Genomic DNA, 16,244 nt, shown 5'->3' on the forward strand with positions numbered 1-16,244 from the left:
CCGCAGGCCGCAGGCCGCAGGCCGCAGGCCGCAGGCCGCAGGCCGCAGGCCGCAGGCCGCAGGCCGCAGGCCGCAGGCCGCAGGCCGCAGGCCGCAGAGAGAAACAGCTCGGCGGAGAGGAACGGCTCGGACTCCGGTTCCGTGCCGGGAACCTTCTCGTCCGTCAGTCTTTCCCTGCGCGACGCCGGCGAAAATTCGGATGCGGGTACTGTCCTCGGACCCGCATCATCGGCAGGTTGTCCGTCACCCGTCGGCAGCCCCGCCCGCGGCCGCACCCACAGGGAGCCCACATGGTCCAGCGTGTCACCGTTCCCAGCCTCTTCGCGCCGCCCGTCTACGCGCACGCGTCCGTCGTCGAGGCAGGGACGAGGCTGGCCTTCCTCGCCGGGTCCGTGCCGCTCGACGCCGACGGGAAGCTGGTCGGCGCGGGCGATCCCGTACGGCAGGCGGCGCAGGTGCTGGCCAACCTCGACGAGCAACTGCGGGCCGTGGGAAGCGACATGGCCCATGTCGTGTCGACCGATGTGTACGTCGTCAGCGGTGAGCCCGCGGTGCTGTCCGCGGTCTGGGCTGTCGTCGAGGCCTCCGGGCTGAGCATCGGCCCGCACTCCTCGACCCTGCTCGGGGTGGCCTGCCTCGGGTACACCGGCCAGCTCGTGGAAATCACGGCGACCGCCGTCGTCCCCGAGACCGAACCGACAGCCGAGCCGGCGACCGAGAGCGAACCCGACTGCGCCTGAGGTCCGCGTGCGGGACCCGGCGCCCGGGACCGAATCTCCCCAACTGGCCGCGTACTCGTCCGTGCTCGGTTGATCTCCGGATTCAGGCTCATCGCGCCCGACTAATCCGGCGGAGGCAGCGGGGTCAGTCCCGCTGCCTCCGCCGCCGCGCTGAGGACTTGGCGCAGCATCGTGGGTGTGAGCCGCCCGGTGAAGGTGTTCCGCTGGCTGACGTGGAAACAGCCGAAGAGCTCGACCGAAGGGGAAGGGGAGGTCGAAGGGGGCTCGGACGCGGACCCGGACGGGGGATGGGAAACGGTGCTGGTGTTGGTCTTCTGCGGCTCCGGCCGTCGTACGAGCGTCACTCGTGCCCCGTGGGCGAACGCCGGGCGCGGCCGAGGTACCGTCCACCCCGCCTCGGCGAAGGCCGGCAGGGCAGCTTGCCAGCCGAAGGCCCCGAGGACGACGACCGCCCTCAGCGTGGGCCGCAACAGGTCCAGCTCCTCGACGAGCCAGGGCCGGCAGGTGTCCCGCTCTTCGGGCGTCGGTTTGTTGGCGGGCGGCGCGCAGTGCACGGGAGAGGTGACGCGTACGCCGTACAGTTCCAGGCCGTCGTCCGCGCTCACCGAGGTCCCCTGCGAGGCGAGACCGACGTCGTGCAGCGCCGCGTACAGCACGTCGCCCGACCGGTCCCCCGTGAACATCCGCCCGGTCCGGTTGCCGCCATGCGCGGCTGGTGCCAGCCCGACGATGAGAAGGGACGCGTCGGCCGGGCCGAACCCGGGCACCGGACGCCCCCAGTACGACTGATCGGCGAAGGCTGCGCGCTTGGTGGCGGCCACCTCTTCGCGCCACGCGACAAGACGCGGACAGGCCCGGCAGTCGGCGATCCGCGCGTCCAGCCCGGCGAGATCGGCGGGGCCGGCCGGACCTCCCACCTGGCGGGCCGGGCTGGAAAAACCTCCCACCCGGCGGGCGGGGGCTGCCGGACCTGCAGGGGCTTCCCGACCGGCAGAGACTTCCGGACTCGCGGGGGCCGCCGGTCCGGCTTCGTTCGGGCCGCTGCTGCGCACGCCACCACCGTACGACCAGTCCGTCCGCGTAGACCTCCCACTCCCGCCGGGGGGCTAGGTCATCTCCGCCCCGGCCGCCAGGAACCCGCAGATCAGCAGGAAAAGAATGGCTAGGAGCGGCCAGATGAAACGCAGGTACTTGTCGTAGCCGACCTTGGCGAGGGCGACTCCGCCGATGGTGACGGCCGTGGTGGGGACCCAGAGGTTCATCCAGCCGCTGGCGGACTGCCAGGCGGTGACGACCACGGCACGGGAGACGCCCGCGAAGTCGGCGAGCGGGGCGAGGATCGGCATCGCGAGGGTCGCGTGGCCCGAGGTGGAGGGGATGAGGAAGGCCAGTGGCAGGTTCACGACGAAGACGATGATCGCGAAGAGGCTGGAGGAGGTGCCCTCCACGATGCCCTCGATGGAGTGCAGAACCGTGTCGGTGATCTTCGAGTTGTTCATGATCACGGTGACTCCGCGAGCCAGCACGATCACCAGCGCGGGTGAGATGAAATCCGCGGCGCCCTGGATGATCGTCGCGCTCAGCTCCTGCTCGCCCATCCGCGCCACCACCCCGACCAGCACCGCCGCGCACAGGAACAGTGCCGCCAGCTCCGGGAAGGACCAGCCGAGCTCGAACCCGTACGGCCGCGCGTCCGCCTTGCCGGTGAGCGCGCTGGACCACGGCACGACCGAGAAGATCATGAAGGCGAAGACCAGGGTCGTGGTGACGAGGACCGCCTTGTGCAGACCGGTCAGTGCGGGAACTTCACCGGCGGCTTCCTGGGCGTGCTCGCGGTCCCCCGGCAGGAAGCCGGTGATCGAGCGCTCCGGGTTCTTCCGCACGCGGCGCGCGTACCGGATGACGTACGCGATCGTGACCGCCGTCAGCACGACCCACATCACGAACCGCAGCACGATCCCGTCACCGAGCGAGATGCCGGCGGCGGACGAGGCCACGCCCGTCGCGAACGGGTTCACCGTCGAGCACAGCACCCCGATGCCGGCGCCGAGAATGATCGTGCCGACGGCCACCATCCGGTCGTAGCCGAGCGCCAGCATCAACGGCACGATCAGCCCGTAGAACCCGAGCGTCTCCTCAGCGAAGCCCTCCACGGTTCCGAGCACCGAGAAGACCAGCATGATGCCCGCGATGAGCAGCCCCCCGCGCGCTCGCAGCCGGTGGGCGAGGAGGCCGATACCCCGGTCGAGCGCGCCCGTCGCGAACACCACCGTGATGAACGCTCCGATGGCGAGCACGAAGAGGAACACGCCCGCGCTGCCGTACAGCTCACCGGCGAATTCCGGGCCGACCTGCGCGGTCTTCTCGTCCAGGATTCCGTAGAGGCCGTTGACGGGCGAGAGGAACAGGTCGTTGAGGCGATCGACGAAGCTCTGACCGGAGTCGACACGGTGGTAGGTGCCCTGGATCGGCCTGCCCTCGGGCGTGCGGTCGTACTGCCCAGCCGGGATCAGGAACGCCAGCGCCCACACGGCGATCGTGACGATCGCGAGGACGGTCAGCGCACTCGGAAACGTGAACTTGCGCCCGTGCGGCGGCTCTTCGGTGTCAGGCGCCTCGGTATCGGTCGGGGTGGTCACCGGGCCACCACCTCCCCGGTGCAGACGCCGGCTGAGACTGCGGCTGTCGCAACGACCACGGCTGCGGCTGCGGCAACAGCAGCCATGCGGTCGTCCGTGAGGTCATCGGAGGCGCCGACGATCATGAGACTGCCCCGGACGCGGCCGGTTCCGTGTCGTCCCGCAGCATTCCTACGAGGAGATCACGGGCCTCCGGTACCTGCTCGGCCGGGAAACCGGGGAACGCGAAGGAAGGGAACGCGAAGGAGGGGATCGCCGCAAGCCGCCGCTCCAGATCTGCACGGAGGCCGTCCATCAACACGTCGGCCTTCGCTGCTGTCTCCACCTCGGCCCCCTCTGCTGTTCCCGGACGGCTTCGCCGCTGTTCCGTGGGCGGCTTCGGTGCCGTACCCCGGACGGTTTCGGTGCCCTTCCCCGGGCGGTTTCGGTGCTGTCCCCGGGCCCCTTCACTCGACAGCCTCGGCGCAGTCGGGGAACGACGCATCCGGTGTGGTCCGTGCGACGGAAAAGGCATGCCGTGTCCCGGACCGGGGGCATTAGAGTCGAACCATGGCTTCTCAGGGTGCTGACGGGGAGATGAAGGGCGCGAGTTCGGGCCGTGCGCACGGCTCGGGCGACGCGGACGCCGCCACGGCCGACTCCGGGGCCCACTCCGGCACTGCTTCCACGGCGAATTCCACGGCCGCCGCCAAGGCCGCCGTCGCCGCCGGGCCCGCCAGTGGCGAAAGCGTGCGGGTCGACGCCTGGATCTGGTCCGTCCGTCTCGTCAAGACACGCTCGATGGGTGCCACGGCCTGCAAGGGCGGCCATGTCCGGGTCAACGGCGAGCGCGTCAAACCCGCGTACTCGGTACGCGTGGGCGACGAGGTACGCCTACGCCACGAGGGCCGTGAACGGGTCGTCGTCGTGAAGCGCGTGATCCGCAAGCGGGTGGGCGCGCCCGTCGCCGTCGAGTGCTACGTCGACAACAGCCCGCCGCCCCCGCCGCGCGAGGCCGTGGCTCCGGCGGGCATCCGGGACCGCGGCACAGGGCGCCCGACCAAGCGGGACCGCCGCGAGCTGGAGCGCCTGCGGGGGATGCAGACGGGCTCGTCCGGCCCGGTCAGCTCCTCCGGTCCGTCCACCGGTACGACGGGAGCGACCGGGTCCACGGGCGCTTCCCGCCGCTCGGCCGGTCCCCGCTGGACCGGTCCTCCCTGGGCCGGTCCCCGCTCCACCAGTTCGTCGGGCTCCACCGGTTCGTCGGGCTCCACCGGTTCATCAGGTTCCACTGGTTCGTCAGGTTCCACCGGCACCTCGGGCTCCTGAACCTTCGGAAAGCCGACGTGCCGTCGTACGACGTCGAGGGCTCCCCCTGAACCGGGACCGGGGGTGCCTCTTCGTCCTTCCCGCGTCGTCACACCTGACGTCCCACCCGTCGGCGTACCAGGCGTGCCGGGGACTGCCCCGGTCGTGCCGCTAGCGTCCTGCCCGGCGCAGTCCCGCCCCTCCGGCGCTGATCCGCTCCCCCGCGCTGATCCGCCGGCTCATCCCTTCACGGCCCTCACCCACACCCCGTCCTCCGTCAGGTACCGGTCCACCTTGAGCCCCGCCTCCGCCAGGGCCTCCTCGAAAGCGTCCTTCGTCAAAGGGCGCGCCAGAAACGTCTGGGTCCAGGTGGCGTCCGGAAACGTGTACTCCGCACGCACCGAGTTGACCCCGTCCCCGACGGGCTCGGCGGACAGGATGCGTACGACGAATCCGGACGGATCCGTGCGCTCGCGGGGCACGTCGGTGTGCCAGTCCACGCCTTCGCGCTGGATCAGCACGCAACCGTCGTCCGCGACATGGCGGACACAGGTGTCCAGGAGTGCCCGCCGGACCCGGACATCGCCGGCGTGTATGAGAAACGACGCCAGCAGCACGACGTCGAACGTCTCGCCGAGGTCGAGGTCCTCGATGCTGCTGCGTACCCTGCGTGCCCCACGGACGTGTTCCAGCATTTCGGCGGACTCGTCCACCGCCGTGACGGCGAACCCGAGCTCCAGGAGCGGGTGGGTCATCCGGCCGACCCCGCTGCCCAGTTCCAGGATGTGCGCGGCGGTGGGCACAGCGGCGGTGATGATGTCCGGTTCGGTTCCGACGGGCAGGCGGGTGTAAAGCTCGACCGCGCAGCCGTCCGGCGTGATGGCACCGGGTCCGGTGCCTTCGTATCCCTGACGCTTCTCGATCCTCATATCCGTCCAACGGACGGGTTCCGTGGGCCCGTTCCCTCATTCCATCACTCATTCGGGTGACGTGTTCGAGGGACACCAGTCCGAGCCGGACCCCGGAAACAGGTCTGCCGGGCCCCAGACCGGTTGGTTCTACCTGACCCCGGACGGAGTCCACGGCAGGACGGACTACAGCACGAACCAGCCCCGCCCTCCATACCAGTGGCCACCCCCGCGCAGGTGGTCCACCACCGCGCGCTCGACGCTGTTGCGCCGCGGGAGTTCGTCGAGCGGCAGCTCGGGATCGCCGAAGACGAAGCCGATGGGCACCGTGTCGTCCGGGGTCGGATCCTCGCACGCGAGGTGGAAGCGGTCCTGGAAGCGAATGATGTTGGAGTCCGCCGGGAGATACCGCTTGAGCTGCGGGTCGAGCAGCCACGAGTCGCAGACGGCGATCTCGTGGCGCTCGTCGGGGTAGTGGCGGGCGAAGAACTCACGGGCCAGGGCGAGCGAACGGTCGCAGGCCTCCGGGGAGAGCGGGCCGCGGAAGTCGGTGATGTGCAGGCTCAGGCAGGGGTCGCCGGGGCCCAGGTCCAGGCCCGCCGCCGCGACGGCAGCGGCTGTGCGGCGCCCCAGCAGCACCCGCTGGAACTGGAGCCGGCCCAGCTGGAACAGCTCGCCGTGGAAGTGCAGGGCGATCCACCAGGGGAACAGCAGTCCAGGGCCGCCGGCCCTTCTGTGGTGCACGGACACATGACGGCCGAGGTCCGCGAGTGTGCGCCGGGAGACGTCGTCCGGGACGGCGCGCCCGAGGTGGTGGGCGCGGACGTACGGAAGCGCCGCTATGAAGACGTACAGATGGAAGCAGCGCCCGAGAGGTCCTGTCGTCGCGGGGAACGCGGGCGGCTCCCAGCCCTTGCCTATCTCGCCCATGTCCCGGACGAAGCGGGTGACGCAGCGCGCGAGGAGAGTCATGGCCTCCGGGTCGGCCGCCAACTGGTCCCGCAGCGCGACGAGTTCGTTGATGTGCTCATGGGGCACGGCCAGATCGAGCAGGATGTCGGGCAACTCGTCGGCCTCCGGGAGCGGCGCTTCCCGCAGGGCGGAGCTCTCGCTCTCCAGGTCTCTCAGCCACTCGGCGAGCCTCGCGTCCGCCCGCAGCTCCTTCAGCAGCACCGTTGCCTCCCCCGGCGGCCGTCGTCCGGGCCGCTCTCCCTTGGTGAACGTGCACCACGAAGAGTACGTTTCCTCGTAGGAGTGGTGATCCTGATGCGTACGGGCAGTGAACCGATGACAGCGCGCAGTGCTCTGCGGATGCGCTTCTGGCTGAGCGTCTGGGGCCTGATCTGGGCCATCTTCGGGACGGTCGCGTTCGCCCTGGTGGGGCGACCGGGATGGGCGGCCGCGTGCGGTCTGCTGTGGGTGATCGTCACCGTCGACATGACCATGATCCTTCGGCACATCAGGCAGGGCCCCCACTATCAGCCGGGCCGTGACGTCCCGCCGTACGAGCCCGTGGACGACCGGCCCGCGTACCGGCCGCCGGAGCGCCGCCGCCCGTCGAAGCCGTCGCACCCCTGAAGGGGCCGGGCGGTCCGTCCTTGTCGCGACGGGCGCAGGGGAAGCGGTCGGTGTCCTCGCCCGGGTGCCGGTAGCCAGGTGGCCACGCGCGCCCGGCGCGCGGGCCTTGTACGCCCGCACCACCGTCGCATCGTTTTCCGCGCGAGCGCCCGCGACCGCCGCCTCGCGCCGACCGCTACGAGTCGAACCGTGCCGCTTCCAGGTACTGAGGCTTCGGGTCGAGTGCGGCCGCCAGTCTGAAGTGCCGCTTCGCCTGCTCGGGGCGTCGCTGGCGCTCATAGGTCCGGGCGAGGGCGAAATGGGCGAAGGCGTTGTCCGGCTCGCGCTCCAGGACGATCGTGAACTCCAGCTCGGCGGGGCGTAGTTGCGCGGCGGCGAAGAAGGCTCGCGCGCGCAGGAGCCGGGCCGCGGTGTTCTCCGGGTGAGCGGCGATGACCCGGTCGAGCAGGTTCACCGCGCCGCGCGGGTCGCGCGCGGCGAGCAGTTGCTCGGCGGCGCGGAAGTCGATGACGTGCGTCTCCGGAGTACGTCCGGTCGATCCGCTGGTCTCGGGCACGGCAGAGTCCTTCCCTCGCTGCAAGGGTTCAACGCCCCTCCTGAGGAGCGCTATTCCTGGGGCTGCCGGGCTCTGCGCACGAGATCGGCCCATACGTCCCGTACGCGCCGCTCCAGTTCCTCCAGCGGTACGTCGTTGTCGATGACGATGTCCGCGATCACCAGGCGCTTGTCGCGCGGGGCCTGTGCGGCCATACGGGCGCGGGCGTCCTCCTCGGTCATGCCGCGCAGGCGGACGAGGCGGTCGAGCTGGGTCTCGGGGCGGGCGTCGACGACGATCACGAGGTCGTACAGCGAGGCCAGGCCGTTCTCCGCGAGCAGGGGCACGTCGTGCACGACGACGGCGTCCTCGGGGGCTTCGTCCTCCAGCGCGCGCGAGCGGGTGCCGACCAGGGGGTGCACGATCGCGTTCAGGACGGCGAGCTTGTGCGGGTCGGCGAAGACGATCGAGCCGAGCTTCGGCCGGTCCAGGCCGCCGTCGGGAGCGAGGACGTCCTCGCCGAAGGCGTCGACGACCGCCGTCAGCCCGGGAGTTCCGGGTGCGACGACCTCCCGCGCGATCCTGTCCGCGTCGATCAGCACGGCGCCGTGCTCGACGAGCAGCCGTGACACTTCGCTCTTGCCGGCGCCGATACCACCGGTCAGGCCCACCTTCAGCATGCCTCGCAGCTTAGGGCCTGCCACTGACAGCCCCTCCGCCCGGGAGTCCGGGATTCCGGGCGTAGGGGTCAGCCGTCGCCTTCGCGCTCCGCGAGGAATCGCTCGAATTCCTGGCCGATCTCGTCGGCCGAGGGGATGTCGACCGGTTCCGCGAGCATGTTGCCGCGGGTCTCGGCGCCCGCGGCGGCGTCGTACTGGTGCTCAAGGCCCTGGACGAGCGCGACGAGTTCCTCGTCGCCTTCCTGGATCTGTCGGTCGATCTCGGTCTGGGTGCGGTGAGCCTCGGTCCGCAGGGCGTGCGCTATGCCGGGAAGCACCAGGCCGGTCCCGGCCGTGATGGACTCCAGGACGGTCAGCGCCGCGTCCGGGTACGGGGAACGCGCGATGTAGTGGGGTACGTGGGCGGCGACGCCGAGGACGTCGTGGCCGGCCTCCATGAGGCGGTACTCGACGAGCGACTCGGCGCTTCCGGGGACCTGCGCCTCGTCGAAGGGGCTGCGGTGGCCGGGCACCAGATCCGTACGGTTGCCGTGCGGGGTGAGACCCACGGGGCGGGTGTGCGGGACGCCCATCGGGATGCCGTGGAAGTTCACGCAGAGGCGGACGCCGAGCCGTTCCACGATCTGCTGGACGGCGGCGGCGAAGCGCTCCCACTCGGTGTCCGGTTCCGGTCCCGACAGCAGCAGGAAGGGCGCGCCGGTGGCGTCCTGCACGAGCCGTACCTCGAGGGTCGGCTCCTCGTACTCGGTCCAGCGGTCACGCTTGAACGTCAGCAGCGGCCGGCGCGCGCGGTAGTCCACGAGCCGGTCGTGATCGAAGCGGGCCACGACCTGGTGCGGCAGTGAGTCGAGTACCCGCTCGACGATCTGGTCGCCGGTCTCGCCCGCGTCGATGTATCCGTCGAAGTGGTAGAGCATGACAAGACCGGCCGACTCCTGGGCGAGTGCCATGTCGACCACGGCCAGGCCCTTCGGCTCCCATGCGTACAAACCCTGCGGATCAAGCACTGTGACCGCTCCTCCTCGTGTTCGTACTGCACAACGTGGCACGGAGCACGGACATTCCCGTCCCGTGCTCCGCACCACTGTCCCGTGCCGGTTTCTCAGCCTCCACGAGCGGCCGGCTGGAGTTCCGGGGACGGTGGGCACCGCCTGCGGACCGCCGCCAGCACAGCACACGGGTGTTACGAGGACCGCACGCGCGCGTGGAGGGCGCTCACAGCGTTGCGGGCGGAGGGGAAGGCGCCGTGCTGCCCGGCGTCGGCGCAGCCGAGCCGGTCGCCCGCGAAGTGGACACGCCCGGTGGGCAGCGGGCCCCGTCGACGAGGCGTGCGCGTCGGTATGGCGAGGGCACGCACTACAGGGAGAGCACTCCCGAAGAAAGGCCTCCTGAAGGGCCTCTACGCAGAAAAGTGGGCCCGCACCGAATCGGTGCGGGCCCACTTCTTTCAGCTACTTGCTAGCGGTGAGCTTTCAGCTCTGGCCGCCGGCGAGCTTCTCGCGGAGGGCGGCAAGCGCCTCGTCCGACGCCAGGGCGCCGGAGTTGTCGTCCGACTCCGAGGAGTAGGAACCGCCGCCACCGGAGGCGGCCGGAGCCGCGCTCGTGGAGGTGGCACCCTCGGCCTCGGCCTGCGCGTCGGCCTCGCGGGACTTGATGACCTGAGCCTGGTGCTGCTCGAAGCGCTGCTGCGCCTCGGCGTACTGCGTCTCCCACACCTCACGCTGGGACTCGAAGCCCTCGAGCCAGTCGTTGGTCTCGGGGTCGAAGCCCTCGGGGTAGATGTAGTTGCCCTGGTCGTCGTACGACGCGGCCATGCCGTACAGCGTCGGGTCGAAGTCGACCGACGCCGGGTCGGCACCGAAGGCCTCGTTGGCCTGCTTCAGCGAGAGGCTGATGCGGCGGCGCTCGAGGTCGATGTCGATGACCTTGACGAAGATCTCGTCGTTGACCTGGACAACCTGCTCCGGGATCTCCACGTGGCGCTCGGCCAGCTCGGAGATGTGGACCAGGCCCTCGATGCCCTCGTCCACGCGGACGAACGCACCGAACGGGACGAGCTTCGTGACCTTACCCGGGACGACCTGACCGATCTGGTGCGTCCGGGCGAACTGCTGCCACGGGTCTTCCTGCGTCGCCTTGAGCGACAGGGAGACACGCTCGCGGTCCATGTCGACGTCGAGGACCTCGACGGTGACTTCCTGGCCGACCTCGACAACCTCGGAGGGGTGGTCGATGTGCTTCCAGGAGAGCTCGGAGACGTGCACCAGACCGTCGACGCCACCCAGGTCCACGAAGGCACCGAAGTTGACGATCGAGGAGACGACGCCGGAGCGGACCTGACCCTTCTGCAGGGTCGTGAGGAACGTCTGGCGGACCTCGGACTGGGTCTGCTCCAGCCAGGCACGGCGGGACAGGACCACGTTGTTGCGGTTCTTGTCCAGCTCGATGATCTTGGCCTCGAGCTCCTTGCCCACGTAGGGCTGGAGGTCGCGGACACGGCGCATCTCGACGAGAGAAGCCGGCAGGAAGCCACGGAGGCCGATGTCAAGGATGAGACCACCCTTGACCACCTCGATGACCGTGCCGGTGACGATGCCGTCCTCTTCCTTGATCTTCTCGATGGTGCCCCAGGCGCGCTCGTACTGGGCACGCTTCTTCGAGAGGATCAGGCGGCCTTCCTTGTCCTCCTTCTGGAGAACAAGGGCTTCGATCTCGTCGCCGACCTTGACGACCTCGTTCGGGTCGACGTCGTGCTTGATCGAGAGCTCGCGGCTCGGGATGACACCTTCGGTCTTGTAACCGATGTCGAGCAGGACCTCGTCCCGGTCGACCTTCACGATGACGCCGTCGACGATGTCGCCGTCGTTGAAGTACTTGATCGTCTCGTCGATCGCGGCGAGGAATGCTTCCTCGTTACCGATGTCGTTGACCGCTACCTGCGGCGTGGTAGAGGTGGTCTCGGTGCTGCTCGTCATGTGGGAAAGGGCTCCGGTACGGACAGTGAGTCGTAGGTACTGCTTACGCCGGGAGCCCGTTTCGCCCTGTAGAAGCCGGACAGTGAAGGAAGCGCCCTACCCGGCAGAAGCCGGAGGCGCCTCGAAAACCGAGGGGACATACATACAGATGCGAGCACAGCCTGCTACGTCTGAGGAGCGCAGGCCCGCAGCGCAACTTGTAGCATACGGGGGCAGCCGGGCAGGGTCAATGCGCGAAGGCGCACACCCGGGGCGGATCGCCGCAATCCCGGCACAAGACCTGTCTCACAAGGCCACGCGGGCAGTAGGACGCCTCTTTCGTGACACGCCCGAGACGGGTTGGACGGAAGAGTACGACGAGGGAGCCGATCATCCAAGAGCCCGAACCGTTCGAACCGGAAGCCACCCGACGTGATGCGGATCTCATCGAGAGTTCCCGGGCGAATCGGAGCTGGTGGGACCGGAACGCGGACGAGTACCAGATCGAACACGGCACGTTCCTCGGCGACGACCGGTTCGTGTGGTGTCCCGAGGGCCTCGACGAGGTGGAGGCCGAGCTGCTCGGCCCTCCGGAGGACCTGAAGGGCAAGGACGTCCTGGAGATCGGCGCCGGCGCGGCACAGTGCTCGCGCTGGCTTGCCGGGCAGGGCGCGCGCCCGGTGGCCCTGGACCTCTCCCACCGCCAGCTCCAGCACGCGCTGCGCATCGGGGGCGCCGTGCCCCTGGTGGAGGCGGACGCGAGCGCGCTGCCGTTCGCGGACGGCTCCTTCGACCTCGCGTGCTCGGCCTACGGCGCGCTGCCCTTCGTCGCCGACCCGGTACTGGTGCTGCGGGAGGTCCACCGGGTGCTGCGGCCCGGCGGCCGTTTCGTCTTCTCCGTGACGCACCCGGTCCGCTGGGCGTTCCCGGACGAGCCCGGACCCGAGGGCCTGACGGTGTCCGCGTCCTACTTCGACCGCACTCCGTACGTGGAGCAGGACGACGAGGGCCGCGCGGTCTACGTCGAGCACCACAGGACGGTCGGCGACCGGGTGCGTGACGTGGTGGCGGGCGGTTTCCGCCTGGTCGACGTCGTCGAGCCCGAGTGGCCCGCCTGGAACACCCAGGAGTGGGGCGGCTGGTCCCCGCTGCGCGGGAACCTCGTTCCCGGCACGGCGATCTTCGTCTGCGAACGGGACTGACGTACGGGATCCGCAAGAGCACAAAGACGGGGGAGCCGAATCGGCTCCCCCGTCTTTGTGCCGCCGCCCGGCACGCGCGCGTGGAGACTGTCCCGGACTTCGTACGCAGCCAGCTCGGCGCGCGTACGAGACTGGGGACGTGATCCGTTACGAAGCTCTGGACGTGCTGCCCGTACGTGGCGCCCTGCCCGCTGTGGACGCCGCCCTGGAGGGGCACGGCAGCGCGGTGCTGGTGGCGCCGCCCGGCACCGGCAAGACGACGCTGGTACCGCTGGCCCTGGCGGGTCTCCTGGACGACGGGCGCCCGGCGCGCCGGGTGGTGGTTGCCGAGCCGCGGCGGATCGCGGCGCGGGCCGCCGCCCGGCGGATGGCGTGGCTGCTGGGGGAGCAGGTCGGCGGGAGCGTCGGCTTCACGGTGCGCGGGGAGCGGGTGGTCGGCCCCCGCACGCGCGTGGAGGTCGTCACGACCGGTGTCCTGCTCCAGCGGCTGCAGCGGGACCAGGAGCTGGCGGGTGTCGACGTGGTCGTGCTCGACGAGTGCCACGAGCGGCATCTGGACGCGGACACGGTGGCCGCGTTCCTGCTGGACGTGCGGGCAGCGCTCCGTCCCGAGCTGCGGCTGGTCGCCGCGTCCGCGACGACGGACGCCGGGGGCTGGGCGCGGCTGCTGGGCGACGCGCCGGTCGTCGAGGCGGAGGGGGTCTCGTATCCGGTCGAGACGGTGTGGGCGCCGCCCGCGCGCCCGGTACGGCCCCCGCACGGGATGCGGGTCGACCCGGCGCTGCTGACGCATGTGGCGTCCACGGTGCGGCGGGCGCTGGCCGAGCGCTCGGGCGATGTCCTGTGCTTCCTTCCCGGGGTCGGGGAGATCGCGCGGGTCGCCGGGCAGCTGGGCGGCCTCGGGGACGTCGATGTGCTCCAGGTGCACGGGCGGGCTCCGGCGGCCGTGCAGGACGCGGTGCTCGCGCCCGGGGTGCGGCGCCGGGTGGTCCTCGCGACCTCGGTGGCCGAGTCGTCACTGACGGTTCCGGGGGTGCGCGTGGTCGTGGACTCGGGGCTGGCGCGGGAGCCGCGGGTGGACCACGCGCGCGGGCTGAGCGCCCTGGCGACCGTGCGGGCCTCGCAGGCGGCCGGACGGCAGCGGGCGGGGCGGGCCGGGCGTGAGGCGCCGGGCGCTGTCTACCGGTGCTGGGCGGAGGCGGAGGACGGCCGTCTGACGCGGTTCCCGGCTCCCGAGATCAAGGTGGCCGACCTGACGGCGTTCGCCCTCCAGGCGGCCTGCTGGGGCGACCCGGAGGCGACGGGGCTGGCCCTGCTGGATCCGCCGCCGGGCGGGGCGATGGCGGCGGCGCGGGCCGTCCTGTCGGCCGTGGGCGCGGTCGACGCCACGGGACGGGCCACGGAACGCGGTGTGCGCATGGCGCGGCTGGGCCTGCACCCCCGGCTGGCGCGGGCGCTGCTGGACGCGACCCCGGTGGTGGGCCGGGCGCGGGCCGCCGACGTGGTCGCCCTGCTGAGCGAGGAGCCCCCGCGTGAGTACGGCGACGACCTGGCCGCCGCCTGGCGCACCGCCCGGCGCGGGGGCGACGCGTACGCGGCCCGCTGGCGCGCCGAGGCCCGCCGGCTGCGGTCCGCGGCGGCTGGGGCCGGGTCCGCGCCCGGCTCCTCCTCCGCTCAAGAAGCGCGCGCCGAGGGCCCGGGGAGCGACCGGGACGGCACCCCGGCCGAGGGCGGGACGCGGGCCGAGTCCGGCGACGACCGGGTCGCCGGACTCGTCGCCGCGCTGGCGTTCCCCGAGCGCCTGGCGCGCGTGCAGGGCGGCTCCCATCTGATGGTCAACGGGACCCGGGCCGACGCCGGTGAGGGATCCGTCCTGCGCGGTGCTCCCTGGCTCGCGGTCGCCGTCGCCGATCGTCCCGTCGGCCGGGGGCACGCGCGCGTGCGGCTCGCGGCGGTGATCGACGAGCGGACGGCACGGCGGGCCGCCGCAGGCCTGTACTCCGAGGGCGACGAGGTCCACTGGGCCGACGGCGATGTCGTCGCACGGCGGGTGGAGCGGCTGGGGGCGGTGGAGCTGGCCGTGCGGCCGTTGCGGAACGCGGACCCCGGACTCGTACGGGAGGCGCTGCTCGAAGGGCTCCGGGAGGAGGGGTTCGGTCTGCTGCGGTGGTCGCCGGACGCCGAGGTGCTGCGGCAGCGGCTCGCGTTCGTGCACCGGCGGCTGGGGGACCCGTGGCCCGACGTCTCCGACGACGTGCTGCACGCGCGCGTGGCGGAGTGGCTGGAGCCGGAGCTGAGCCGTGCCCGGCGGCGGGCGGACCTGGCGCGGATCGACGCCGGGCAGGCGCTGAACCGGCTGCTGCCCTGGGCGACGGGGGAGGCGGCCCGGCTCGACGAGCTCGCGCCCGAGCGGATCGAGGTGCCGAGCGGGTCGAGGATCCGCGTCGACTACACCGATCCCGCGCAGCCGGTGCTGGCCGTGAAGCTGCAGGAGATGTTCGGGCTGCACGCGTCGCCCGCCGTCGCCGGTGTGCCGGTGCTCGTGCACCTTCTGTCCCCCGCGGGGCGGCCGGCCGCGGTGACCGCCGATCTGGCGTCGTTCTGGAAGGACGGCTACAGGGGCGTGCGGGCCGAGCTGCGCGGCCGGTATCCCAAGCATCCGTGGCCCGAGGACCCGGCGACCGCCGAGCCGACGCGGTACACGAACGCGCGGCTCAGGCGTTGACGGGCTCGGGGTCGGCCGCCGGGGCGGGTGCCGGCTCGCCGGGCCTGCGGCCGCGGGCCTCCAGGTACAGGGCGAGGGACAGCAGGGCCGTCCCCAGGAGCAGGAAGCCCCAGGGGAGGTAGGACGTCATCATCAGGACGAGGGTGCGGTTCGACTTGACCAGGTCGACGGTGTGCTCGATGTAGTCCTCGCGCATCTTCACGTGCCCGGAGAAGGCGGTCACCTTGTCCCGGCCGCCCAGGAGCGTGCCGCCGCGGAGCTCCTCCTTGTGGATCTCCTCGCCGTAGACGGGTGCTCCGGTGACCGGCTCGACCCAGAACCTGCGGACAGTGGTGTACCAGCGGGTGGTGCCGGTCTTGGCGAGGGACTCCGGGGTGACGCCCTGGACGGGCATGATCTTGGGGAACGTCACCTTCGTCCAGGGGATGGTCTGCTCGAAGTAGTAGACCTCGACCCCTCGGAAGGTCCGGGTGTCCTTGTAGTGGATGGGCGCCGAGGTGCGGGTCTGCGCGTCGAAGTACTCGTAGTCCCGTTTCTCGGTCCGGAAGGGCCACTTGAACTCGATGCCCTGGCGGGTGACGGGGTCGCCGTCGACGGACTCTCCGGTGGCGTGGACGGGTTCCTGGCTGTGCGCGTCGAAGATGTAGCGCTCGGGAAGTTTGGAGACCATCTTCCCGTCGGGGCCCTGGACGTAGGAGAGCGAGTCCCAGACGACGACGTCACGGCCCGCGGTCCGCTCGATCCGGTCGGAGGCCTCCACGTTGCCCTTGAGGGTCTGCACGATGGTGACCTTGGAGACCTTCTTGGCCTTCATGGTGCCGTAGTCGAGGAGGGTCGCGTCCTTCGCCTCCAGAACCATGTCCTGGTACTGGTTGGCGGGGATCTTGGCCAGGCGCGGGAAGGCGTACCAGCGCAGCAGCGGGGACAGCGCCGCGAAGAACACGGCGAGCGCGAGCAGGATCAGGCTTGCCTTGCGGCGCATCTCGACGGCCCTCC

At 71.1% G+C, this 16,244-nt stretch carries 15 protein-coding genes; 5 read left to right on the forward strand and 10 right to left on the reverse strand.

The window, feature by feature from the left end:
- Positions 1-290 precede the first annotated feature (290 nt).
- Complete coding sequence (locus ACIQRL_RS01165) at positions 291-740, forward strand: RidA family protein (RefSeq protein WP_401325368.1); 450 nt, start codon at positions 291-293, stop codon at positions 738-740.
- Positions 741-841: 101 nt separating this feature from the next.
- On the opposite strand, the gene ACIQRL_RS01170 is transcribed toward ACIQRL_RS01165, so the two are convergent.
- The 3 genes from ACIQRL_RS01170 to ACIQRL_RS01180 all read right to left on the reverse strand — a co-directional run bounded on the left by ACIQRL_RS01170 (position 842) and on the right by ACIQRL_RS01180 (position 3,704).
- Entirely contained in the window at positions 842-1,657 is an 816-nt protein-coding gene (locus ACIQRL_RS01170; protein ID WP_401325371.1) for a uracil-DNA glycosylase, read from the reverse strand.
- 189 nt (positions 1,658-1,846) lie between these two features.
- Entirely contained in the window at positions 1,847-3,379 is a 1,533-nt protein-coding gene (locus ACIQRL_RS01175; protein WP_401325374.1) for a YfcC family protein, read from the reverse strand.
- A gap of 121 nt (positions 3,380-3,500) precedes the next feature.
- Positions 3,501-3,704, reverse strand: a complete 204-nt coding sequence (locus ACIQRL_RS01180; protein WP_401325375.1) for a hypothetical protein — start codon at positions 3,702-3,704, stop codon at positions 3,501-3,503.
- A 224-nt stretch (positions 3,705-3,928) separates the two neighbouring features.
- On the opposite strand from ACIQRL_RS01180, the gene ACIQRL_RS01185 reads away from it, so the two are divergent.
- Positions 3,929-4,687 (forward strand): RNA-binding S4 domain-containing protein, encoded by a 759-nt coding sequence (locus tag ACIQRL_RS01185; protein WP_401325378.1) that lies wholly within the window; start codon positions 3,929-3,931, stop codon positions 4,685-4,687.
- A gap of 218 nt (positions 4,688-4,905) precedes the next feature.
- On the opposite strand, the gene ACIQRL_RS01190 is transcribed toward ACIQRL_RS01185, so the two are convergent.
- Together ACIQRL_RS01190 and ACIQRL_RS01195 are read right to left on the reverse strand one after the other, a co-directional pair.
- Positions 4,906-5,595: a class I SAM-dependent methyltransferase gene (locus tag ACIQRL_RS01190; protein WP_401325380.1), complete on the reverse strand. Its 690-nt coding sequence runs from the start codon at positions 5,593-5,595 to the stop codon at positions 4,906-4,908.
- A gap of 165 nt (positions 5,596-5,760) precedes the next feature.
- A complete protein-coding gene (locus ACIQRL_RS01195; RefSeq protein WP_401325383.1) occupies positions 5,761-6,747 on the reverse strand; it encodes an acyltransferase domain-containing protein in 987 nt (328 codons plus the stop codon).
- Positions 6,748-6,840: 93 nt separating this feature from the next.
- On the opposite strand from ACIQRL_RS01195, the gene ACIQRL_RS01200 reads away from it, so the two are divergent.
- The gene (locus tag ACIQRL_RS01200) at positions 6,841-7,152 is read left to right on the forward strand and encodes a DUF6343 family protein (RefSeq protein ID WP_401325385.1); all 312 of its coding nucleotides are present in this window, start codon (positions 6,841-6,843) and stop codon (positions 7,150-7,152) included.
- A 175-nt stretch (positions 7,153-7,327) separates the two neighbouring features.
- On the opposite strand, the gene ACIQRL_RS01205 is transcribed toward ACIQRL_RS01200, so the two are convergent.
- The 4 genes from ACIQRL_RS01205 to rpsA form a co-directional block, all read right to left on the reverse strand.
- On the reverse strand, positions 7,328-7,708 hold the full coding sequence (locus ACIQRL_RS01205) for a tetratricopeptide repeat protein (protein WP_401325388.1): 381 nt from the start codon (positions 7,706-7,708) through the stop codon (positions 7,328-7,330).
- Positions 7,709-7,758: 50 nt separating this feature from the next.
- Entirely contained in the window at positions 7,759-8,367 is a 609-nt protein-coding gene (gene coaE / locus ACIQRL_RS01210) for a dephospho-CoA kinase (protein ID WP_401325391.1), read from the reverse strand.
- Between the two features lie 68 nt (positions 8,368-8,435).
- On the reverse strand, positions 8,436-9,374 hold the full coding sequence (locus ACIQRL_RS01215) for a PAC2 family protein (RefSeq protein WP_401325394.1): 939 nt from the start codon (positions 9,372-9,374) through the stop codon (positions 8,436-8,438).
- A 465-nt stretch (positions 9,375-9,839) separates the two neighbouring features.
- Positions 9,840-11,342, reverse strand: coding sequence for a 30S ribosomal protein S1 (gene rpsA / locus ACIQRL_RS01220; protein ID WP_351134281.1), 1,503 nt, complete (start codon positions 11,340-11,342; stop codon positions 9,840-9,842).
- Positions 11,343-11,662: 320 nt separating this feature from the next.
- On the opposite strand from rpsA, the gene ACIQRL_RS01225 reads away from it, so the two are divergent.
- Positions 11,663-12,523: a class I SAM-dependent methyltransferase gene (locus tag ACIQRL_RS01225; RefSeq protein WP_401325397.1), complete on the forward strand. Its 861-nt coding sequence runs from the start codon at positions 11,663-11,665 to the stop codon at positions 12,521-12,523.
- A 139-nt stretch (positions 12,524-12,662) separates the two neighbouring features.
- Positions 12,663-15,248 (forward strand): ATP-dependent helicase HrpB, encoded by a 2,586-nt coding sequence (gene hrpB / locus ACIQRL_RS01230; protein WP_401325399.1) that lies wholly within the window; start codon positions 12,663-12,665, stop codon positions 15,246-15,248.
- Here hrpB and ACIQRL_RS01235 read toward each other — a convergent pair.
- A complete protein-coding gene (locus tag ACIQRL_RS01235) occupies positions 15,238-16,230 on the reverse strand; it encodes a DUF3068 domain-containing protein (RefSeq protein WP_401325401.1) in 993 nt (330 codons plus the stop codon). The two genes, hrpB and ACIQRL_RS01235, sit on opposite strands and share 11 nt — an antisense overlap.
- Positions 16,231-16,244: the final 14 nt, after the last annotated feature.

Origin of the sequence: Streptomyces sp. NPDC091209, assembly GCF_044757755.1 — a bacterium.
GTDB lineage: Bacteria > Actinomycetota > Actinomycetes > Streptomycetales > Streptomycetaceae > Streptomyces.